At 64.2% G+C, this 21,767-nt stretch carries 15 protein-coding genes and 1 pseudogene; 8 read left to right on the forward strand and 8 right to left on the reverse strand.

Going from position 1 to position 21,767, the window contains the following annotated elements:
• The first annotated feature begins 5 nt into the window (after nt 1–5).
• Entirely contained in the window at nt 6–458 is a 453-nt protein-coding gene (locus Q4E25_RS05055; RefSeq protein ID WP_303154733.1) for a (deoxy)nucleoside triphosphate pyrophosphohydrolase, read from the forward strand.
• On the forward strand, nt 455–3,577 hold the full coding sequence (locus Q4E25_RS05060) for a DUF3427 domain-containing protein (protein ID WP_303154735.1): 3,123 nt from the start codon (nt 455–457) through the stop codon (nt 3,575–3,577). The genes Q4E25_RS05055 and Q4E25_RS05060 overlap by 4 nt, the downstream gene beginning before the upstream one ends.
• A gap of 199 nt (nt 3,578–3,776) precedes the next feature.
• On the opposite strand, the gene Q4E25_RS05065 is transcribed toward Q4E25_RS05060, so the two are convergent.
• Complete coding sequence (locus Q4E25_RS05065; RefSeq protein ID WP_303154737.1) at nt 3,777–4,028, reverse strand: hypothetical protein; 252 nt, start codon at nt 4,026–4,028, stop codon at nt 3,777–3,779.
• Nucleotides 4,029–4,075: 47 nt separating this feature from the next.
• On the opposite strand from Q4E25_RS05065, the gene Q4E25_RS05070 reads away from it, so the two are divergent.
• A complete protein-coding gene (locus tag Q4E25_RS05070) occupies nt 4,076–4,327 on the forward strand; it encodes a hypothetical protein (protein ID WP_303154740.1) in 252 nt (83 codons plus the stop codon).
• A gap of 5 nt (nt 4,328–4,332) precedes the next feature.
• On the opposite strand, the gene Q4E25_RS05075 is transcribed toward Q4E25_RS05070, so the two are convergent.
• Nucleotides 4,333–7,290, reverse strand: a complete 2,958-nt coding sequence (locus Q4E25_RS05075) for an FAD-binding and (Fe-S)-binding domain-containing protein (RefSeq protein WP_303154742.1) — start codon at nt 7,288–7,290, stop codon at nt 4,333–4,335.
• Nucleotides 7,291–7,392: 102 nt separating this feature from the next.
• Here Q4E25_RS05075 and Q4E25_RS05080 point away from each other — a divergent pair, with 102 nt between their 5' ends.
• The gene (locus Q4E25_RS05080; protein WP_303154743.1) at nt 7,393–8,178 is read left to right on the forward strand and encodes a GntR family transcriptional regulator; all 786 of its coding nucleotides are present in this window, start codon (nt 7,393–7,395) and stop codon (nt 8,176–8,178) included.
• A 33-nt stretch (nt 8,179–8,211) separates the two neighbouring features.
• Here the strand turns inward: Q4E25_RS05080 and Q4E25_RS05085 are convergent, their stop codons facing one another.
• Both Q4E25_RS05085 and Q4E25_RS05090 read right to left on the reverse strand, forming a co-directional pair.
• Nucleotides 8,212–8,481, reverse strand: coding sequence for a hypothetical protein (locus Q4E25_RS05085; RefSeq protein WP_303154744.1), 270 nt, complete (start codon nt 8,479–8,481; stop codon nt 8,212–8,214).
• Between the two features lie 13 nt (nt 8,482–8,494).
• On the reverse strand, nt 8,495–9,844 hold the full coding sequence (locus Q4E25_RS05090; RefSeq protein ID WP_303154747.1) for a TRAP transporter large permease subunit: 1,350 nt from the start codon (nt 9,842–9,844) through the stop codon (nt 8,495–8,497).
• Between the two features lie 268 nt (nt 9,845–10,112).
• On the opposite strand from Q4E25_RS05090, the pseudogene Q4E25_RS05095 reads away from it, so the two are divergent.
• Nucleotides 10,113–11,297: pseudogene (locus Q4E25_RS05095) on the forward strand (Nramp family divalent metal transporter); the annotation flags it as partial.
• 86 nt (nt 11,298–11,383) lie between these two features.
• Here the strand turns inward: Q4E25_RS05095 and Q4E25_RS05100 are convergent.
• A complete protein-coding gene (locus Q4E25_RS05100) occupies nt 11,384–12,652 on the reverse strand; it encodes an MFS transporter (RefSeq protein ID WP_303154749.1) in 1,269 nt (422 codons plus the stop codon).
• 120 nt (nt 12,653–12,772) lie between these two features.
• Here Q4E25_RS05100 and Q4E25_RS05105 point away from each other — a divergent pair, with 120 nt between their 5' ends.
• On the forward strand, nt 12,773–13,339 hold the full coding sequence (locus Q4E25_RS05105) for a hypothetical protein (RefSeq protein WP_303154750.1): 567 nt from the start codon (nt 12,773–12,775) through the stop codon (nt 13,337–13,339).
• Nucleotides 13,340–13,399: 60 nt separating this feature from the next.
• On the opposite strand, the gene Q4E25_RS05110 is transcribed toward Q4E25_RS05105, so the two are convergent.
• From Q4E25_RS05110 to Q4E25_RS05120, 3 genes are all read right to left on the reverse strand, one after another.
• On the reverse strand, nt 13,400–14,203 hold the full coding sequence (locus Q4E25_RS05110; protein WP_303154752.1) for a hypothetical protein: 804 nt from the start codon (nt 14,201–14,203) through the stop codon (nt 13,400–13,402).
• Nucleotides 14,204–14,215: 12 nt separating this feature from the next.
• Complete coding sequence (locus tag Q4E25_RS05115) at nt 14,216–15,109, reverse strand: DNA primase (protein WP_303154753.1); 894 nt, start codon at nt 15,107–15,109, stop codon at nt 14,216–14,218.
• A 61-nt stretch (nt 15,110–15,170) separates the two neighbouring features.
• The gene (locus tag Q4E25_RS05120; protein ID WP_303154755.1) at nt 15,171–16,886 is read right to left on the reverse strand and encodes a carboxylesterase/lipase family protein; all 1,716 of its coding nucleotides are present in this window, start codon (nt 16,884–16,886) and stop codon (nt 15,171–15,173) included.
• A gap of 293 nt (nt 16,887–17,179) precedes the next feature.
• Between Q4E25_RS05120 and Q4E25_RS05125 the strand changes: the two genes are divergently transcribed.
• Both Q4E25_RS05125 and Q4E25_RS05130 read left to right on the forward strand, forming a co-directional pair.
• The gene (locus Q4E25_RS05125; RefSeq protein WP_303154825.1) at nt 17,180–17,860 is read left to right on the forward strand and encodes a hypothetical protein; all 681 of its coding nucleotides are present in this window, start codon (nt 17,180–17,182) and stop codon (nt 17,858–17,860) included.
• A gap of 167 nt (nt 17,861–18,027) precedes the next feature.
• On the forward strand, nt 18,028–21,744 hold the full coding sequence (locus Q4E25_RS05130; protein WP_303154758.1) for a multifunctional oxoglutarate decarboxylase/oxoglutarate dehydrogenase thiamine pyrophosphate-binding subunit/dihydrolipoyllysine-residue succinyltransferase subunit: 3,717 nt from the start codon (nt 18,028–18,030) through the stop codon (nt 21,742–21,744).
• The last annotated feature ends 23 nt before the right edge of the window (nt 21,745–21,767 follow it).

Raw genomic sequence — 21,767 nt, forward strand, 5'->3', positions numbered from 1 at the left:
AGAGCATGAGCACCTCATCCACCTCCCCCGCCACGCCGCCCCTCAAGGTCGTCGGCGCTGTCTTTGCCCGGCGCGCTCTCGGAGCCGATTGCCCAAACGATGACCGCCGTCACCGGCTCTTTCTCGCCTTCCGCAAATCGCCTGGCACCTCACTCGCCGGCATGTGGGAGTTTCCCGGTGGCAAGATCGAACCCGGCGAAAGCCCTGAGCAGGCCCTTGCCCGCGAACTCCACGAGGAGCTCGGCGTGAAGGCAACCGTGGGCGAGCACATCACCACCACCGTGCACGCCTACGAGTTCGCCACCATCGAACTGAGCACCTACTACTGCACGGCCGATACCAGCTCCATGCGGTTCACCGACCACGACGCCGCCCGCTGGTTCTCCCCCGCCGAGGCACACGAGTTCGAGTGGGCGCCGGCTGATGTCCCGACGGTTGAGATACTCTCTTCTCCATGACCGCAGACTCCTCCCTGCCTGATGGCGTCTATGAGACGCCAGTGACTCAGCGCGTGCGCGAACGCATGACCGAGACCTCAGCCTCGCGGCCTACCACGGCCTTCGCTGTGGCCAACGGCTCGGACGCTGCCGTGCGCTCCCGTTTTTCTTCCGCGCTGGCTCACCAGGTTTCCCGGTGGATCGAAACCCGCCTCAACGAGCTCACCAAGCCCGAAGAGCGCGTCGCGTTCATCAATGCGCTGACCACGCAGCTGGGTGAGGACGAGACGGTGAGCACCGAGGAGCTCCTCTACGCGGTGCACAACACTGCGCTTGCCGAGCCGCCCACGCTTCCCGAGGTCTCACTGACCAAGAGCGCGCTGTTTACCAATAGCGTCGGCGACACCAACATGTCAGCGGAAATCACCAGGGAGATCACCACCGCCGATTCGGTTGACCTGCTCTGCGCCTTCGTGAAGAACTCCGGCATTTCCGTCATCAGCGACCAGCTGGAATACCTGCGGGACAACAAGATCCCCTTGCGAGTGATCACCTCGACGTATTGCGGTGCCACTGACGCCGCCGCGGTCAAGCGGCTCGTTGAGGACTACGGCGCCGAGGTTCGCGTCTGCTACGAGTCAAAGTCCACGCGCCTGCACGCCAAGGCCTGGCTGTTCCGCAGAAACTCCGGCTTCGATACCGCATTCATCGGCAGTTCCAACCTCTCGCGCTCAGCGCTCATCGACGGCTGGGAATGGAACGTGCGCGGCTCCTCTGCTGCTACTCCGGAGATTATCTCCAAGTTCATCAAGACTTTCGAAAGCTACTGGCACGATAGCCACTTCAAGTCATTCGACCCGCAGGAAGACTTCCTCCGCCTCAAGGCGTCGCTTCGCGCCGCTCGCCAGTCCGAGTCCTCAGGGACCTTAGGAGGAGAACAGCTGGAGCTCTCCGGTCTTCGAGTGGAGCCCTACCCTTACCAGGAAGCAATGCTGGAAGCGCTTGCCTCCGAGCGCGAGGTCAAGGGCCGGCATAAGAATCTGCTTATTGCCGCGACCGGCACGGGTAAGACTGTCGTCGCCGCACTCGATTACCGCTCAATCTGCGAAAAGGAAAAGCGCCGCCCGCGCCTGCTCTTCATCGCCCACAGGAAGGAAATTCTGCAGCAGGCTCGCCGGACTTACCAGGAGGTTCTTCAGACCAGTGGATTCGGTGAGCTGCTTGTCGACGGCCACATTCCCGAGCAGTGGGAGCACGTCTTCGCCAGCGTGCAATCCCTCACCACCGCACGCCTGGAACAGATCGCCCCGGATCACTTCGATGTCATCGTCATCGACGAGTTCCACCACGCCGAGGCACGCACGTATCGAGCAATACTCGAGCACTTCACGCCCAAGGAGTTGCTGGGACTCACCGCGACTCCGGAGCGCGCCGACGGCGAAAACGTCCAGAAATACTTCGACTACCGCGTCGCCTACGAGCTTCGACTATGGGATGCACTGCGTCTGCAGCTGCTCACCCCAATGCACTACTACGGCATTGCCGATGGCACCGATCTATCCAGTCTGACCTGGAATCGCCGCGCCAAAGACTACAAGAGCTCTGAGCTCAGCGAGCTCTACATCAAAGCCGGCGAAAAGCGCACTCGCTTCATCATCAACGAGCTCAACAAGCGCATCTTCGATCTCTCTGAGATGCGGGCCCTCGGCTTCTGTGTCTCCATTGATCATGCCGAATACATGGCCGCGCAGTTCAACAGCTTCGGTCTCCCGGCTCTCGCCGTGAGCAGCAGGCAATCAGCACAGGAGCGTCGCGATGCCCTGGCCTCGCTGCGCGAAGGAAAGACCAAGATCCTGTTCAGCGTCGACATCTTCAACGAAGGCGTCGACATCCCCTCGGTCAACACGCTTCTTCTCTTGCGCCCAACTCAGAGCCCGGTGCTCTTTGTCCAGCAGCTCGGCCGTGGCCTGCGCCTTCACCCCGGTAAAGACGCCTGCACAGTCTTCGATTTCATTGGTGAGCAGCACCAGGAGTTCGACTTTGAGAGCCGCTACGCCGCGCTCACCGGAAAGCGCGGGCAGCGATTCGTGCGCGAGCTTGAGTCCGGATTTTCCTCCACCCCACCAGGCTCGCACTTGTCTCTCGACCGCGAAACCACCGAGCAGGTACTCAAGAACGTCAAGCGGATCTCCCGCAACTCAGTGAAGAAGATTCGCTCACTGGTCGCCGAGATCAAGACAACGAGCCTCATGCACTTCCTCGAAGAGTCGGGCTTGAGTCTGAGCGACATCTACCGCCGCAAAGGCATCACCTGGACGAATTATCTCAATGACACCGGGCTGGCCAGCGCGTCCCCGAGCGAGGAAGAGTCTTTCTTGCTCAGTCGCCTCCGCGCTCTGTTGCACATCAACGATCCGCACCGAGCCCGCTACTATTCTGAGCTCATTGCGCCCGATGGCCCGGACGAGTCCGCAATGGATGAGGTTCAAAAGCGCTTCGCCACGATGCTCGTGCTCAGCATCTGGGCCAACTCCGGCACTCCCGTACCCCCGACGCTGGACGACGCTCTTCGCATCATCCGCCGCAGCACACACTTTGTCTCGGAGCTGACCCAGGTCATGGGCATTGTTGTCGACGCCGCCCGCATCATTCCCTCCCCGACTGAATCCAGCGTCTTGGAAAGTCATGCCGACTACTCACTCGCTGAGCTCATTGGCGCGCTTGATGAAGGCCCCCTAACAAAGCTGGCCAACCTCCCGCGTGAGGGAGTAAAGCACTTTGACCATGCTCACACGGATCTCTTCCTGGTCACTTTCCAGAAGGATGAGAACGTATCCGCATCCACGAACTACCGCGACTACCCTATTTCGCCTGGTCTGATGCACTGGGAATCGCAGTCAACGACGTCACTCAAGTCGAAGGCCGCCCAGCGCTATATTCACCACAAGGAGCGTGGCAACCAGATTGTCATCGCTACGCGCTTCACCCGGAAGAACGCCGTGGATACCGCGTCCGCCTACACGTTCCTGGGCAGCGTTGACTACGTCTCCCACCATGGCGAGAAGCCCATCGCATTTGAGTGGAAGCTGCACCGCGATATGCCCAAGCAGGTCTACACCACCGGCAGGACCGTTGCCTAACGGTTGTCTAGCCTCTCCCGGCCGGGCCCTCCATGCTTCCCCTCCGCGGTTGGTCGCTCCGCTCAGCACGAGCGTTACCCACTTTCGCCGGTGAACTCCACAAGTCTAGCCCTGGAAATGCCGACCTCAAGGTCGCGCTTCGCCACCACTTCGCTAACGAGATCCGCGACCAGGAGGTCTAGACTTTCAGGGCTAGACTTTAGATTTCGAACTCATAGTCCTTCACCCCTACCCCAACCACATCGAGGTGTGAAACCTCGTGGCAGTCGATGCGCACGCGGCGGCGGTCATCGAGGCGCCGCAGGACGAGAGTGCCACCGTCACGCCAGTGGGCGCTGCCCACGAGGATGGCGTTCTCCCGCGTGCGCACGCGGAGTATCAATGCGTTCTGGATGGCTTCATCGAACATCGCGGTGAGGTGCGCAAGTTCTATCGGACTCGTTACTTCCATGCCAGGCACACTAGCCGGCGCACGCGCATTGCAGGAACCGGTGTCACATGGCAGGATTTTTACCTATGCCCCAGCGTGAAGTGAAGAACAAGTCACCAGAAAAGTTGATGAATGGCTACGTCTTCATCCTGCTTATTGCCCTGACCGTGCTCGGCGGGATGCTGCGCTATGCGCTGGGTGCCGATGCCCGCACGGCTTTTCTTGGCTCCTCGGCTGAACTGAACTACTTGTGTCTGGCCATCTACCTCACCGTGCTGGTGGTGCTGCGCAAGAAAGAGGTAATCAGCAGCTACTTCTAGTCGGCCTAGTTGTAGTACTGCGCCTTGCCCATCATCCCGCGCACAACCTCGGCGATGTGCTTGGCGTCCTCCCCTGTGCCCTGAGCAATCTGGGTGCGGCAGGAGAAACCATCGGCGATAACGGTGGCGTTCTCCTGCTGGGCTTGGCGCACCTTGGGAAAGAGCTCGCGCTCACCAAGGGCCAGAGACATCTCTGCGTGGCCCTTCTCAAAGCCCCAGTTGCCGGCCAGGCCGCAACAGCCAGTGGAGATTTGTTCTTCGGTGACACCGAGGGCCTCGAGAATCGCCTGCGAATGCTGGGGATCACCGAGGGACTTCTCGTGGCAGTGCACCTGCGTCAAGGCGCTGACGTCCTGCGGCTCAATGATCCCGGCATCCACGAATTGCTTGAGGCGCGGGGCGATGAACTCGCTGAAGGAGTGGGTGTTCGCAGCCAGGCGCGCGATGGCAGGGTTGTTGCTCAGCGTGGTGGCTTCCTTCTGCAGCATGACGGTGCAGGAGGGCTCCACGCCGATGACCGGCAGGCCGCGGTCGAGGTAGGGCTTCATCACGTCGGCGGTGTGCTGCAGAACGCGCTGCACCATGCCCAACTGCCCGGTGGAGTGCCACGTCAGGCCACAGCACACAAACTTCTGGGGGATCTCCACGGTGTAGCCGAGCATCTCCAAGACCTCGACGGCCGCGGTGGCCGGGGAGGTACCCAGCGAAGAGTTGAAGGAATCCGGCCACAGCACCACGGTGCGCTCGCTTTCGGGCAGCGGCGGGATCGGGTTGGGGGCATCGCCAAGCGCGGCAAGGGGCTCGTGGCGCTTGTGCCAGGCGCGCAGGGAGGTATGGGCGAAGTGGATGAGCGGGCGCTTGGGATCCAGGCCACCCAGGCGGGCGATGAGCTTGTCCAGACCCTTGGCGGACATGGCCTTGTCAATGAGGGTAGGCACCAGCGGAATTTTGTGCGCGATGAAGCCCAGAAGCGGCAGCCAGCCCATGACGTAATGGGCGCCGGGGCGCAGGCGGTGCTTGTAGTGCTGGTTGAGGAACTCGGCCTTGTAGGTGGCCATGTCCACGTTGACGGGGCACTCGGAAACACAGGCCTTGCAGGAAAGACACAGATCGAGTGCCTCGTTGACCTCTTCGGAACGGAAGCCATCGGTGATGGACTCGCCGCGGAACATCTCACTGAATAGGCGGGCGCGCCCGCGGGTGGAGTGCATTTCATCACCAGTGATCTGGAAGGAGGGGCACATCGCTCCGGTCTCACTACGGCAGGCAGAGACACCCACGCAGCGGTTAATGGCGTTGACTAGCGAGCCCTTGTCCCGGCGTAGCTGGTGTACGGGGGTGAGCTCAAAGGTGCGCTGGCCAGGTGCCATGCGCAGGCCTTGGGTAACGCTCTCCGCGTGGACCAGCACGCCCGGGTTGAAGAGGTTATCCGGATCGAAGATGTCCTTGAACTGCTCGAAAAGCGCGAGCATCGCCGATGAGTACATGTGGTTAAGCAGGCTGGAGCGGGCGCGGCCATCGCCGTGTTCGCCGGAGAGCGAGCCGCCGAAGGAGGAGACCAGTTCAGCGGCCTCGTTCATGAAGGACTCAAACTGCTCAATGCCCTCCGCGGAGCTAAAGTCGAAGGACAGGCGCACGTGGACGCAGCCCTCACCGAAGTGGCCGAAGGGGATGCCGCGCAGGCCGTACTTATCCATCAAGGCGTAAAGCCCGCGCAGGTAATCCGCCAGGTGCTCCGGGGGAACGGCGGAGTCCTCCCAGTTGGGCCAGGCCTCGCCGCCGTCGGGCAGGCGGGTAACCAAGCCAGCGGAAGACTCGCGGATGCGCCAGAGCTCGCGCATCTCCTGGGGATCGTGGACCACGATGGCGTCGATGGTCTCAGATTCCACGGAGGCGGAAACCTTCTGCGCAGCGGCCATGGCCTCCTCGAGGGTCGCACCACCGGTCTCGCAGTAAAGCCAGCCGCCGGCGGTCATCCCCTTGCGGTTGCCGGGCAGGTTCTCACCCGCGCGCTCCTGGCCCACCTTGGAGCGCAGTGCCGCCAGCAGGTCGCCACCCATGCCCTCGATGGTGGCCACGCCCGGCTGGCGCAGGCGCGGGGCGGCAGCGGCGGCGTCGAAGACGGTGTCGAAGGCCAGCACCGCCAGGGCCTTAACCTTGGGCACCTCGACGAGCTTGACGGTGAGCTTGGTGATAATGCCCGTCGTGCCCTCGGAGCCAGCCAGGGCCTTGGCGGTGTGGAAGCCGTGGCGCTCCAGCAGGTAATGCAGGCCGTAGCCGGAAACCTGGCGGGGGAAGCGGCCCAGCTCGGACTCGATGAGCTCGGCGTTGGCGCTGACCAGCTCGTGCAGGCGATCATTGATCTCCGGATCATCGCAGCCACCTGCGGAGAAGGTGACCTCGTGGCCGTCGGCAAGCATGAGCGTGACGTCCACGAGGTTTTCTGCCGCGGTACCCCAGGCCACGGAATGAGAGCCGCAGGCGTTGTTGGCCACCATGCCGCCCACCGTGCAGCGCGAGTGGGTGGAGGGATCCGGCCCGTAGGTCAGGCCGTAGGGCAAGGCTGCGTCACGTAGAGCATCGGCCACCACGCCCGGCTCGATGGTGGCGGTGCGGGCCTCGGGGTCGATGTCCAAGATGCGGTTGAAGTAGCGCGAGGTGTCAATGACGAGCCCCTCCCCGATGGCGTTGCCGGCCACTGAGGTTCCGCCGCCGCGGCCGACGACCTTCCAGCCGCGGGCCCGGGCGATGCTTAGACCATCGCGGATGTCCTCGACGCTGCGCGGTTCCAGCACGCCCGCGGGGATACGGCGGAAGATGGAGGCATCCGAAGAGTAGGCCGCGCGGGTAGCCATGTCCGTGCGCAGCTGCGTGCGGGAGATCTTGGAATAGACGCTGGGTTCCAGGCGCGTGAAGCGGGTGGTTCGTTGTTGTGCTGTCTCGGACTGGGCTGCCTTGGTCATGGGGCTCTCACTTTCGCTGCCGCGGCTGGATTGGAGGTAGGTAACATGTTACGTCACATTGTCGCGCGGCGGGCGGGCTTGGCTTTGTTACTCTAAGTTCCTATGTCTGCGCGTTACTCTTCACCTTCTGGCCATTCCTCGCCGCGGCGCCCCACCACCGCGGTGGGTGCTTCCGCGACGCTGGCCACCCAGGTGATGAACTACGTGCGCGACGCCGCCCAGACCGGTTCCATGACGCCGGGGACCTGGTACAGCGTGTACAGACTCTCCGAGGAGCTGGGGATCTCCCGCTCCCCCGTGCGCGATGGTTTGCTGCGCCTGGAGGAGGCAGGGCTCATTGAGTTCTCCCGCAACCGCGGTTTTCAGATTGTGGAGACCAAGCCCTCCGACGTGGCCGACATCTTCGACGTGCGCCTTGCCCTCGAGCCACGCATCGCCGCCCGGGCCGCGCTGCAGCGCAGCGAGACAGACATCGAGCTGATGCACGAGATCCTCGAGCACATGGCCGCGGCCAACGCCGCCGAGGACGAGCCGGTGTTCTTTGACTGGGATGTGGAGCTGCACAACGCGATTTTGCACGCGGGCAACTCCCGCCGCGGGGCCCAGGCGCTGGAGACTCTGCGCACCCACACCCGCATCTTGGCGGACTCCACGGTGCGCACCCAGCGTTCGATGGACCAGGTGCAATCCGAGCACGTGCCGATTGTGAAGGCCATCGAGCGCGGCGATGCGCAGGCCGCGGCCCACGCGATGCAGGATCACCTCACCGCCACCGGGCGGCTGCTGCTCACCCAGACCATCCTCCACCACAACCCAGGGCTTGAGGCCGCGGCCCTCGAATCTGCGGTGGATGAGATTTGGCAGCGCCACATTGGGGATGCTGGCTAACCTTTGCGGCCGCTCCGGCTGTCTAGTCTTGGCTTAGTCTTGGCCGGGTTCGCCGGTGTAGGTGTGGGCGGTGCCCTTGTCCTTCTTCTTGGGGCGGTAGTTGAGGATGAACGCGCAGATGGCGCACAGGGTGGCGCAGGTGTAGGTGGCCGGCGCCAGCCAGTCATCCACCCCCACCACGCGGGCCTGGCTGGCGGTAATGATGCCGAAGGACTGCGTGGCGATGATGGCTACCCCTCCCAGCAGGAAGAGGGCCAGCAAGAGGAAGAAAAGCGCTTCCACTACGGAAAAGAATGCTTTCATGGCGTAGCCCTCCTTAGGCCGGGACGTAGATGGGCAGCCAGCCCATGCCGATGAGCCAGGACAGCAGAATCATCGGCAGAACGAAGTAGATGATGAGCGGGACGAACATCTTGGGCGGATCCGCCTCCGCCATGGCGGCGGAGAGGTAGATCGGCGCGCCCACCGGCGGGGAGGCGCCCTCAGTAGAGGTGCACAGCAGGATGACAACGATAGCCACGGTGGGGTCCAGGCCCACCGCAGTTAGTGCGGCCACGGCCGGGGCGCCGATGGCGGCGGCAGTCGCCGTGGAGGACAGCGGCGTAGCCACCAGCACGGCCAGCACGCCGACGGCGATGAGCATGAGCCAGCGCGGGAGATTCATGGCGTCGAGAAGCCCGGAGAGCTGATCACCCACGCCGAGCTCCTCCATAATCTTCGCGGCGGTCAGGGCGGCGAAGAGCGAGATGCCCACGGTGGCGAACTGCGGCATGTCGCGGCGGAACTGTACCGCCAGGTTGATGTTGTTTTGGCTGATGCGCCACGCGCCTTCCACCAGCGCGATGAGCGTGATGAGCACCGGGACCCAGACGATAATGGAGATGGCCTTAACACCTTCCTCGCCGATGATGGCCTCCTTGCCCAGGTACCCGGCCAGCGGGCCGATGGTGAGCAGGACCGGGATGATAATGCCCAGGAAGATTGAGGGCGAAGACCAGCCGTGCTTGACCGCGGTGCCTAGGGGCTTGCGCTCCTCAGGTGCGGTGGCTGTGATGCCCTCGCGGCGGGTCCAGAAGAAGACCACGGCCAGGCGGTAGAGCACCGCGTAGGCGCCGCCGCAGGCCAGGGCCACGTACACGCTGGAAGCAGAGGCACCCGCCGCGGCCGGCAACGCCAGGATGATGAACATGGTGGAGTTTGGCGGCAGGGCCACGCCCAGGCCGGAGTTGCCGGCCACCAGGGTGGCGGCCCGCTCACTGGACCAGCCGGCCTTCTTCATCCACGGGATGGTCACCGAGCCCACAGTGGCCGAGTTACCCGCGGTGGAGCCAGCCATCAGGCCGATGATGGCCGAGCCCAGGGTAGAGACGTATGCCGCGCCGCCGCGCACGCGGCCGAAGATGGAGTTGAGGATCTCAATCAGACGGTCGATGAGGCCCGTGGCCTGGACGATGATGCCCATGAAGACGAAGGCCATACCGGCGAAGGTGACTTCGGACTGGGCGGCTTCCTTGGCTGATTCCCACAACAAGGCCGGCGCCTCGCGCCCGCCGAGCAGGGCGGTGCAGATGAGGGCGACGACCAAAGACTCAGAGATGTCGCGCTTGGCGATGGTGTTGAGCACCACGGTCACCGCGATGAAGATCGCGAGTGCTGCTATTCCCATGAGCCCCTCCTCACTTTTCTAGTTTTACACACCTCCATTGGGGTGATGGCGCTCACAGTAGCATGTTACAGGCTAGCGCCAGAGCAAAACGGGCGAGAAAAGCTCAAAAAATTTGGGGTTCCTCCCCCATCGCCCCAATCTGACTGCGCGGCAGGGAGATTGGCCGGTCGGGTGGCCACCGTCACCCCGGAACTCCCCCACGGCCTTGACGCACGCGGTAGGATTCAATGCATTGAACTTTTAGTTCCAGACAACTCGATCGAATGAGAATATGCGTCGAAATTTCTTTGCCCTGACCGGCCCGGCCTTCGTGGCGGCCATCGCCTACGTGGACCCCGGCAACGTGGCCGCCAACATTAGCGCCGGTGCGCAATTTGGCTACCTGCTGGTGTGGGTGCTCGTGGTGGCCAACATCATGGCCATGTTCATCCAGTACCAATCCGCCAAGCTGGGCGCGGTGACCGGCCACTCGCTGCCGGAGCTCATGGGCACGCGGCTGCGCCGCCCTGCCCGGCTGGCCATGTGGGTCCAGGCCGAGCTGGTGGCCGTTGCCACCGACCTCGCCGAGGTCATCGGCGGCGCTATTGCCCTCCAGCTGCTCTTCGATCTGCCGCTCGTGTGGGGCGCGTGCATTGTTGGCGCTGTCTCCCTGGCGCTGCTGGTGTTTCAGAAGGAGGCCAGGGTTTTCGAGCGCATGGTCATCGGCCTGCTCGTCATCATCTGCGTGGGCTTCCTCGCCGGGCTGTTCATCGCCCCACCCAATCCGGGTGAGGTGGCCGCGGGGCTCATCCCCCGCCTCGAAGGCAAGGAGAGCGTGCTACTGGCAGCCTCCATGCTGGGCGCTACCGTCATGCCGCACGCCATCTACCTGCACTCCTCGCTGACCAGGAAGCGCTTTGATTCCGTATCCCTACCGGAGGTTCTCTCCGGCACGCGCAAGGACATTGGCATCGCGCTTTCCCTGGCGGGCCTGGTCAACATCGGCCTGCTGGTACTGGCCGGCGCGGCTCTCTACGGCGTGGAGGGCACCGACACCATCGAGGGCGCCCACGCGGCCATCGCCCAGCACCTGGGCTCCGGCGCCGGGATACTCTTTGCCATCGGCCTGCTGGCCAGTGGCCTGGCTTCAACCTCAGTGGGCTCCTATGCCGGCGCGGAGATCATGAGCGGCTTGCTTCACGTGCGCATCCCACTGGTGGTACGCCGCCTAGTCACGCTCATCCCGGCCCTGCTTATCATCGCCTGGGGCGTGGACCCGACGATGGCCCTCATCATCAGCCAGGCCCTGCTCTCCCTGGGCATCCCCTTTGCCATCCTCCCGCTATTTAAATACGTCAGCTCCCGCGAGGTCATGGGCAACTTTGCCGCCTCGCTGCCCCAACGGGTCATCGGATGGGCGCTGGCCGCGGTGGTCATTGCGCTCAACCTGGCGCTGGTGGTCACCTCCGTGTAGGGCGGCGAGGACGGCGATGGCGGCGATGGCTGCGTGGAGGGCGGCGATGGCTGCGCCGGTTGAGGGCTGGCCGCTTATCGATGCCCCTACTTCCGCGAACGCTGCGAGCGCTGCCAGCGCAGGCGGCGCACGCGGTGCAGGTTGAGCGTGCGCCCGGTCATCGGATCCCGGGCGAAAGCCCACGCCACCACGCCGGCCAGCGCCACCACACCGCACAGAGCAAAGGCAGTATCGAAGCCATAGAGATCCGCCAGGCCGCCGATGACGATGGGGCCCAGGATCTGCCCGAGGTCACCGGCCATCTGGAAGGTAGAAAGCACCTGGCCGCCGGAGCGCTCCGAGCCGATAACATCAGCCACCGCCGCCTGCTGCGCCGGGTTGATCATGCCGGAGGCCGCACCAGCCAGCGCGGAGATGAGAAGCAGGCTCCACACCTCGGTGGCGAAGCCCAGAACGCCCATGAACACGCCGGTGCCCACCAGGCCGATAAGAATCAGCGGGCGGCGGCCGTAGCGGTCCGCCCACGAGCCGGAGAACTGCAGCACCACGGCGTTGCCCGCGGCAAAGACGGCCAGCGCAAAACCTGAGGCCGCCGGGCCATTGCTAAAGAAGCTGGCGGCAAACAGTGGCAGCACTGCCACGCGCACGCCCATGTTGATCCAGCCCTGCGCGAAGTTTGAGGTGAGCACCGCACGGAAGGCGGTGTCCCCCCAGGCCTCACCCAGCGCCATCGGGCGGGCCTTGCCCTCCTTGTGCTGGGCCACGGCCACCGAGGGCATCATCACCCAGACCACCACCGCGGCGAGGGCAACACCCAAGCCATAGATGAAGAAGGGCCAGCGGAAGCCCAGGAAGGACAGGCTCGCGCCCAGCAGCGGGCCAATGACGTTGCCCAGCAGGAACGCCGTGGCGTAGGTAGCCGAACAGCGCCCGCGGATGGTGGGCGGCGAAAGGCGCACGATGAGCTCCATGGCAGAGACCGTGAACATAGTGGAGCCGATGCCGGCCAGGGCGCGCAGGATGAAAATGTGCCAGTAGTTTTGCGCCACGGCCACCAGGCCCGTGGTCACCGCGACGGTAAACAGGCCGGTGAGGTAGACCCTGCGCGAGCCCAGGCTATTGACAAAGTGACCGGCGGCCGGGGCAAAGATAAGCCGCGAGGCTGAGAAGATGGAGACCACCAAGCCGGCGGCAGCCATGGAGACATCGAAGCTCACAATAAACTGCGGCAGCAGCGGGGCGATAAGACCGTAGCCCAGGGCGATAATGAACGCCGCGGTGACCATGACCCAGATTTCGCGCGGAATACGAGGCAACTGCCCCGATGATTCCTGAACATTAACCCCACTATTCATGATGTCTCACTCTAGCCCTTGTGTTTCAAAATGCGACATCGCCGTACGGCTCGAACATACATTCCCATATTTGAGGTGTCTCGCGCCGCCATGTCAGTACCACGCCCTAGCGTGAGCGCCATGAAGAACTACAGCAGCAAGAACACCGCGCACACCCCGTCCACCAACAGCGCCTCCGGCAACGGCACTGCCGCTAAGAGTGCCTTCCACTACCCCACCCCGAATGACGTCGCGGACACCCTCCACATGCTGGAGCATGACTGCATCGAAGCCATTCAGGGCATCATCCGGCACCCGCGCTCCTTGGCTCGGCCCACCTCAACGTGGCGGCCACCGCTAAAGAAGCTACCTGCAGTAGACATCGACGGCCTAGAGCCCGTCGGCCTCAACCTCACCGTGGCACGCCACCGCGTCGGTGCACGGGCGCAGGCACGCGTCCTGGGCTTTGGCGAGCACCGCGTCCCCTCCTACCTCATCACGGTGCGCATCACCGATCCCGCCGGGCAGCCAGTGCCCCCGGAGTTGGCCGAGGGCTGGGTGCGCGCCCTGGTGCCGGAGCATTTGGTCTCCGCAGTGCATGAAATCACTAGCAGCAGTGCTTCCACCTTTGTGTGGCTGGTGGATAGCTCCTACGTGCCGGTTCACTCGCCGGTCTCGCTCTTTGCGGACTACAGCCAGGCCGCCTAGGGCGGCGGCGCCTGCGTCAGCGCTCAGCGCCCGGGACGTCTGCGTCAGCGCCCATGGCGGCTATCTCAGTGTCCCGTAGGGCGGGTCACTGAGCACCCGGCCAATGGCTTCTTCGGTGCCGCGATACTCGTACAGCCGGCGGATGAACCGTGGGTTATTGCGGATGCAGAAGCACACCAAAAGCAAGGACAGCGCCTTGTCCAGCGGATCGCTGGTGAGCGATTGCATGACCAACGCCAGATCGTCGTTATGCACCAGCATCCGGTAGAAGGCGGTGAGATCGCCTGAGGAGATGTTGAGCCCCACCGCGTTTTTGGCAAAAGCCGGTGACAAGGCCAGTAGCCCGGCGAGCACGCCGGTGAGCAGCCCGGTGATCATCACGTTGGATACCGAGGTGAGCTTCTCGCGCTGGGCTGCCGTGCCGATGAAAATGGCCACGGCCACGCCTACCGGCACAAAGGCCAAATCAGAGGGCGCGTAGAGGCTAGCCATCGCCGCAGTAAACAGCGCGGTAGACATTCCCCACACCGGCCCGTAGATGATAGCGATGAACATCGTGCCAATGGTGTCAAAGTAAAACGGTAGGTCGGCGTTGTACATCACCGTAGAAAACGCCAGGTTGACCGCCACGGCCATGAAGGGGTTGAGCCACATGAGCGAGGGAATCACTCCCCACCGCGAGACATACAGCAGCACCCCGCTAGCCAAGGTAAGGCCCCAGGCCACCAGGGTCAGCGGGGAGTCCACCGTGTGGGTGGCGGTGGCAAACTCATCCTGAATGGTCAGTGAGCCTACGACGAGCAGCAGGCACAGCGCCACGATGATGAGGATGTCACGCCACGTAATTGCACTACGAGTTCGCACTAATTGTGCCTGCTACTTGGTGGAGTCTTCGTCGACCTCGTCGTCCTCGTCGTCGCCGTCGTCGAAGAAGTCGTCGTCCAGCTCGTCGTCGTCGAAATCATCATCGTCGTCGAGATCGTCGGCATCGTCTTCGTCTTCGTCATCGTCGGCGCCGAAGATGTCGTAGACGTCGGGCTCATCGAAGTCGGGGTCCTCGATGGAGACCAACTGTGCCTCCCAGTCCAGGGCCTGCTCAGAGACGAGCCCCAGGACGTCGAAGAGGCGGTCAAAGTCGGTGTAGGTGCCCAGCTCCAGGGCCTCGGCGGGGACCTCGACAATCGGGGAGATCTCCTCGAACTCGCCGGATTCAAAGCGTGCGAGGCGCTGCTCCTCATCGAGCTCCTCGTCATCGTCGTTGCCCCACAGCTCAATGAGGGCCTCGTCCTCCAGCTCGTCGAGCTCCTCCTCATCGAAGTCGAAGGCGAGGAAGCGCACGATGGCGCTGGGGACGCCGTCGATGGTCTCCACCAGCACGCGCAGCTCAGAATCGTTGGCCACCTCAGCCACCACCAGATTGGGGTTGAACTCGTCCTGCTCAAACTCCAGCTCGGCGATGCGCTCATCGGTGCCCTCCAGCAGGTCCCGCAGCACGGTGACCACTTGGTCGGTCGCGATGTGCTTGGCCACGGCTTCCACGGCGTCATCCACCGAGAACGCCACGGACACCAAGACGGCCTCAAAGTCTTCGTCATCCTCATCCACATCAGCCGCCGCGATGTACACGTTTGCCGCCGGCAGAAGCGGATCGATTTCTACGAACTGAATCTCCAGGTCAGAGGTGATCGGCACGAACATTACGTCATCGTTGACGCGGGATTCGATGCCATCGGCGTCGAGGGCAGAAGCGATATCTTCAAAAAAGCTCATATGGTCTACATCCGTCCATGTGGCAGGGTCCCCCCAGGCGGGTGCCCGGGCTGTTCACATCCTACTCGTCATTGCGCGGGCTGGCCGCCAGGTTTTCCGGGTCAAGTCCCAGTGCCGCCACCACCTCAGGGCGCCCGCTGCCCCACTCCAGCATGTCGTAGCGCTCCCAGGCCTCGCGGCGCTCGCGGCCGGGATCCATCTCGATGGACTGCTCCACGTCAAAGATCAGCGTCTCGCGCTTCGGAGCGCGGTAGCGCGGCCACGTCTCCAGCGGCTTTCCGGTATGAATGAAGCTCGCCCACTGCTGCTGCATGGACTCGGTGACCGCCTCCATGTGCTCCGGGTCTCCGAAGCTGGTGAGGAACTGCACCCGCGAGGCCCGCGGATCCCCAAAGACGTTGGACAGCTCCATCGAGTGCATCGCCCCCAGGCCCAGCCAGCGCAGCGCGGCCGGGGCGAAGTCAAAGCGGTACATCCAGGTAGGGCTGCGATACGCGTGCGCAGAGGCCACCCGCACCGTCGGTGCCCAGAAGAGGGCGTCGGAAAGCAAGTCCGCAAAGTCCTGCCGGCCCAGCTCCCCGCCGTAGGCGTCCACCACCCGCGGGGCGTTGACCGGGTCGAAGGAGGCCAGCAGGCGCAGCCCCGCGCGATTGCGCGCGCTCTGGCGCTGGAAGAGGAAGCGGCCAAAGCTGGCCTCCCCGGAGTTGGTGCCCAGCAGCAAGGGAATATCGTGCTGCTTGCCGCGGGTGAAGGCCTCCAGCGGGTGAAGGGGAATGAGCTCGCCGTCCACCGTGGGCGCGTAGCAGGAGTTAAGGTGTAAAAGCTCCCCGGCGCGCCACATCATGGACTGCCCGGCGCGCACGATGTCGGCGAAGTTCTCCGCGCGCAGCGCCTCCACGTCTGCCTCCCTAGGCAAGGCGAGCCTGTCCACGAGCTCCCGTGCCCACAGCGTGGACTGGGTGCGCGAGTGGATCATCGCGATGGGAGGGGACTGGGCAATCGCCCGGTGGAAAAGCCCCTCGGCCGCCGGGGAGGTCATGAGGGTCAGCACTGCCGCCCCGCCGGCGGATTCGCCCATGAGCGTGATGTTGGAGGGATCCCCGCCAAAGGCCGCGATGTTGGCGCGCACCCACTGCAGGGCCAAGAGCTGATCACTCACCGCCGGATTGGCCTCCACCTCCCCGCCGAGGCTGCGCAGATCCAAGTAGCCCAATGCACCCAGGCGGAAGTTGACGGAGACGTAGACCACGTTCATCCGGGCGGCCAGCTCAAAGCCGCGCAGCATGAGCATGTGGGAGGAGCCCACGATGAAGCTACCGCCGTGCAGGTAGACCACCACCGGGAGCCTCTCATCGGTATCGGGCCTGACCACGTCGAGGTGCAGGCAGTCTTCGTCACCGATGACGCGGTCCTGCCAGGAGTAGATGGGCTGTGGGGCCACGGGACCAAACTCGCGGCAATCGCGCACCCCGCTCCACGGCTTGACCGGCCGGGCGGCGCGGAAGCGCCCTGCCCCGGAGGTGTCCGCCCCGAAGGGCACCCCGCGCCAGGAGCGCACGGGCACCGAGAGCGGCTGCTCGGAGCGCAGATCCTCTTCCCTGCTGCCGCGCACCCAGCCGGCGGTGGTGCGGATGGTCAAAGAATCCCCCAGCGCGTTGCGCGCGGCTTCCTCTGCGCGGCGGGCACGCTCCCGGGCTTCCTCCGCGGCCACGCGGGCGGCGGCAGAGCTGGGCTCAAACTCGCCGGATTCGCCTTCGCCTGGGTAGCGGATACTCATGGCTTCACTATAAGTCGAACGGCCGCCCATGACCTTGCTTACATAGATAGGTAGGGTGGACTACATTCGCGCGCGGGGTGTTGTACGTAATGTACACAGCCGTGGTGTACACAGCGCTGCTTTACCCAGCGCCTGCCCGTGGCTAGCCCGCCTGGCCGCTGCGGGCAGCCGTGCAAGCCGAGAAAAGATGGAGGACGTACCTTTTGGCTGCATTCTTTAAGAAATCCAAGGCCACGCCCGAGCCCACCGCCCAGCCGGGAGCGCTGGCCCTCGATGAGGCGCTGGAAGGCGAGATCGTCGAGGGCCCCGGCGAGGAGCTGGAGCTCAACCGTTTCGCCGCCCTGCTTCGCGACGGCCTCGATAAAGCCGTCTCGCTGCAATCCTCCACCATCGTCAAGTACGTGGAGTCGCTCAGGAAGCGCAACCCGCAGATGAGTACGTCGCAGCTGCAGGAGGTCATCGACAAGCACTTCATCAACCTGGTCTCCGGCACGGGGGCCGCCGCCGGTGGGGCTGCGGCCGTCCCCGGCGTGGGCCTGCTCACCGGCGCAGCCGCCATCGGTGCGGAGTCCGTGGTCTTCCTCGACGCCGCCGCGTGGTACGTGCTGGCCTCCGCCTATCTGCGCGGGGATGACATCCACGGCCGTGAGCGCCGCCGCGCCCTGGTCCTGCTGGTGCTCACCGGCTCGAAGGGATCCGCGCTGGTGGATACCATCGTCGGCGACATGAGCTCGGTGACGGGAATGCGCTCGGCGGCCACCCTCTCCCGCTTCTCCGGGCCCACCCTCAGCGGCATCAACGGGCGGCTGACCAAGCTCTTCCTCAAGCAGGTCAACAAGAAGCTGCGCTGGGCGTGGGTGTCCAAGCTCATGCCCATGGGAATCGGGGCGGTTCTGGGCACCACCGCCAACCGCAAATTGGCCAAGCAAGTCATCGAACACGCCCGCACGCAGCTGTCCCCCTTGGGCTCCTAAGGGTGCCCTCAAAGTGCCTGTCTACCCCTGAGATAGTGAACAATGTCTCAGGGGCCGTATCATGTGGGGAGACACTTTCCGGGATGGTCTGTGCATCCGCGGAAATGCCCAACTAAAGTCGAATAAACGACCATCATTAAAGCAACGAAATGAGGCGAATACCTGCCGTGAGCAACTCGACTATTTTCGGCCCTAACGCGTGGCTGATTGACGAACAGTTCCAGCAGTACTCAAAGGACCCCAATTCTGTGGACAAGGAATGGCGTGAGTACTTCGAGGCCAACGGCGCCCCGAAGACCACCGCCAGCACCTCCGCGCAGAAGGCGCCCGCCGCCAAGGCCAAGGCCGCGAAGGCACCTGCTGCCGCCAATGCGTCCCAGCCGGTGTCGCTGGAGGACGCCCCCGCCAAGACCGCCGAGAAGCCCGGCCAGGCAGATGAGAAGTCCGCCCGCGAGTACGAGGACTCCCCGCTGGGCCGCATCGGCGAGGCCCCAGAGGCCGGCGCCACCCCGCTCAAGGGCATGTTCAAGGCCATTGCCAAGAACATGGACGAGTCCCTCGAGGTCCCCACCGCCACCACCGTGCGCGACATCCCCGTCAAGCTGATGTGGGAGAACCGCTCGATGATCAACGAGCACCTCAAGCGCACCCGTGGCGGCAAGATTTCCTTCACCCACATCCTGGGCTACGCCATGGTCAAGGCCGTTCAGATCCACCCGGACATGAACGTGCGCTACGAGGTCAAGGACGGCAAGCCCACCGTGGTGCAGCCGGAGCATGTCAACCTCGGCCTGGCTATCGACCTGCCGCAGAAGGATGGCTCCCGCGCGCTGGTCGTTGCCGCCATTAAGGAAGCGGAGAACAAGACCTTCTCCGAGTTCGTCGACGCCTACCAGGACATCGTCAACCGCTCCCGCAAGGGCAAGCTGACCATGGACGATTTCTCCGGCGTCACCATTAACCTCACCAACCCCGGCGGCATCGGCACCCGCCACTCCATTGCCCGCCTGACCAAGGGCGCCGGCGCCATCATCGGCGTGGGCTCCATGGACTACCCGGCCGAGTTCGCCGGCACCTCCGCCGACCGCCTCGCAGATCTCGGCGTGGGCCGCCTGGTGACGCTGACCTCCACCTACGATCACCGCGTCATCCAGGGCGCGGAGTCCGGTGAGTTCCTGCGCACCCTGGGCCAGCTCATCCTCGATGACCGCTTCTGGGATGAAATCTTCGAGTCCATGGGCGTTCCCTACGAGCCCTTCCGCTGGGCTGCCGACGTCCCCAATACCGGCGTCGATAAGAACACCCGCGTCATGCAGTTCATCGAGGCCTTCCGTTCCCGCGGCCACCTGCTGGCCGATGTCAACCCGCTGGGCTGGAAGCAGCCGGGCCTGCCCTGGCCGGATCACCGCGATCTCAAGCTGGCCACCCACGGCCTGACCATCTGGGACCTGGACCGCACCTTCAACGTCGGCGGCTTCGGCGGCAAGGAAACCATGACGCTGCGCGAGGTGCTCACCCGCCTGCGCCTGGCCTACACCCTCAAGGTGGGCGCCGAGTACACCCACATCCTCGACCGCGACGAGCGCGACTGGCTGCAGGAGCGCCTGGAAAAGGGCATGCCCAAGCCCACCAACGCCGAGCAGAAGTACATCCTGCAGAAGGTCAACGCCGCCGAGGCATTCGAGAACTTCCTGCACACCAAGTACGTGGGCCAGAAGCGCTTCTCCCTCGAGGGCGCCGAGTCCCTCATCCCGCTGCTGGATTCCATCGTGGATACCGCTGCCGGCCAGGGCCTCGACGAGGTTGTCATCGGCATGCCGCACCGCGGCCGTCTCAACGTGCTCTTCAACATCGTGGGCAAGCCGCTGGCTGATCTCTTCGGTGAGTTCGACGGCAACTACAAGGGCGGCCAGCTCGGCGGCTCCGGTGACGTGAAGTACCACCTGGGCGCCGAGGGCCACCACCTGCAGATGTTCGGCGACGGCGAAATCGACATCACCCTGGCCGCCAACCCCTCCCACCTGGAGGCCGTTGACCCGGTCATGGAGGGCATCGCCCGCGCCAAGCAGGACCTGCTGGACAAGGGCGCAGACGGCTTCTCCGTCATGCCGGTCATGCTGCACGGTGACTCCTCCTTCACCGGCCTGGGCATCGTACAGGAGACCATCAACCTCTCCCAGCTGCGCGGCTACACCACCGGCGGCACCGTCCACGTGGTGGTCAACAACCAGGTGGGCTTCACCACCACCCCGGATTCCGCCCGCTCCACCCACTACGCCACCGACCTGGCCAAGGGCTTTGATTGCCCGGTCTTCCACGTCAACGGCGACGACCCCGAGGCCGTGGTGTGGGTTGGCCAGCTGGCCACCGAGTACCGCCGTACCTTTGGCAAGGACGTCTTCATCGACCTCATCTGCTACCGCTTGCGCGGCCACAACGAGGCCGACGATCCGTCGATGACCCAGCCGGAGCTCTACGACATCATCGACCACCACAAGTCCGTGCGCGAGCGCTACACCGAAGAGCTCATCGGCCGCGGCGACCTCTCCGACGAAGAAGCAGAGGCAGCAGCCCGCGACTTCCACGACCAGATGGAGTCCGTCTTCACCCAGGTCAAGGAAGCCGAAAACTCCGGCCCGCGCGAGCAGACCGGTATCACCACCGCGCAGGAGCTCACCCGCGGCTTGGATACCTCCATCACCGCCGAGGAGATCGCCGAGCTGGGCGAGGCCTACGCCAACGGCCCGGAGGGCTTCGAGTACCACAAGCGCGTGGCCCGCGTGGCCAAGGAGCGCCTCAAGTCCTCCAAGGAGGGCGGCATCGACTGGGGCTGGGGCGAGCTCTTGGCCTTCGGCTCCCTGGCAAACCAGGGCCTGCTGGTGCGCGTTGCCGGTGAGGATTCCCGCCGCGGTACCTTCACCCAGCGTCACGCCATCCCGATCGACCCGCGCGACGGCTCCGAGTACAACCCGCTCAACTGGCTGGCTAAGGCCAAGGGCAACGGCGGCCGCTTCCTCATCTACAACTCCGCGCTGACCGAGTACGCCGGCCTCGGCTTCGAGTACGGCTACTCCGTGGCCAACCAGGACGCCCTGGTGGCCTGGGAGGCACAATTCGGTGACTTCGCCAACGGCGCGCAGACCATCATCGACGAGTACATCTCCTCTGGTGAGGCCAAGTGGGGCCAGCTCTCCAGCCTGGTCATGCTGTTGCCGCACGGCTACGAGGGCCAGGGCCCAGACCACTCCTCCGCCCGCATCGAGCGCTACCTGCAGCTGTGTGCTGAGGGCTCCATGACCGTGGCTCAGCCTTCTACCCCGGCTAACCACTTCCACCTGCTGCGCCGCCAGGCGCTGGGCAGCATGAAGCGCCCGCTGGTGGTCTTCACCCCGAAGTCCATGCTGCGCAACAAGGCCGCGGCCTCTTCCATCGAGGACTTCACCGAGGTCAAGAGCTTCCAGTCCGTGATCAATGACCCGAACAAGGTGGACATCAACGGCACCAAGGTCGGTGACACTGACAAGGTCAAGACCATCATGCTGGTCTCCGGCAAGCTCTACTGGGAGCTGGAGAAGCGCCGCGAGGCCGACGGCCGCGATGACATCGCCATCGTCCGCCTCGAGATGCTGCACCCGATCCCCTTCAACCGTCTGCGTGAGGCCTTCGAGTGCTACCCGAACGCCACCCAGATCCGCTTCGTGCAGGACGAGCCGGCCAACCAGGGTCCGTGGCCGTTCTATAACGAGCACCTCAAGAACCTCATCCCGGATATGCCGGAGATGGTTCGCGTCTCCCGCCGCGCGCAGTCCTCGACTGCCACCGGTATTGCCAAGGTGCACCAGCTGGAGCAGAAGAAGCTTCTTGATGAGGCCTTCGACATCTAGCTAGCCGCCGACGCTACGGGCGC

The organism is Corynebacterium sp. (assembly GCF_030532325.1).
GTDB lineage: Bacteria > Actinomycetota > Actinomycetes > Mycobacteriales > Mycobacteriaceae > Corynebacterium.

Coding starts and splice junctions, on each gene's coding strand:
- Q4E25_RS05060 (WP_303154735.1), top strand. CDS start 455: ATGACCGCAGACTCCTCCCTGCCTGATGGCGTCTATGAGACGCCAGTG.
- Q4E25_RS05070 (WP_303154740.1), top strand. CDS start 4,076: ATGGCAGGATTTTTACCTATGCCCCAGCGTGAAGTGAAGAACAAGTCA.
- Q4E25_RS05085 (WP_303154744.1), bottom strand. CDS start 8,481: ATGAAAGCATTCTTTTCCGTAGTGGAAGCGCTTTTCTTCCTCTTGCTG.
- Q4E25_RS05055 (WP_303154733.1), top strand. CDS start 6: ATGAGCACCTCATCCACCTCCCCCGCCACGCCGCCCCTCAAGGTCGTC.
- Q4E25_RS05115 (WP_303154753.1), bottom strand. CDS start 15,109: ATGAGCTTTTTTGAAGATATCGCTTCTGCCCTCGACGCCGATGGCATC.
- Q4E25_RS05075 (WP_303154742.1), bottom strand. CDS start 7,290: ATGACCAAGGCAGCCCAGTCCGAGACAGCACAACAACGAACCACCCGC.
- Q4E25_RS05080 (WP_303154743.1), top strand. CDS start 7,393: ATGTCTGCGCGTTACTCTTCACCTTCTGGCCATTCCTCGCCGCGGCGC.
- Q4E25_RS05065 (WP_303154737.1), bottom strand. CDS start 4,028: ATGGAAGTAACGAGTCCGATAGAACTTGCGCACCTCACCGCGATGTTC.
- Q4E25_RS05090 (WP_303154747.1), bottom strand. CDS start 9,844: ATGGGAATAGCAGCACTCGCGATCTTCATCGCGGTGACCGTGGTGCTC.
- Q4E25_RS05105 (WP_303154750.1), top strand. CDS start 12,773: ATGAAGAACTACAGCAGCAAGAACACCGCGCACACCCCGTCCACCAAC.
- Q4E25_RS05120 (WP_303154755.1), bottom strand. CDS start 16,886: ATGAGTATCCGCTACCCAGGCGAAGGCGAATCCGGCGAGTTTGAGCCC.
- Q4E25_RS05100 (WP_303154749.1), bottom strand. CDS start 12,652: ATGAATAGTGGGGTTAATGTTCAGGAATCATCGGGGCAGTTGCCTCGT.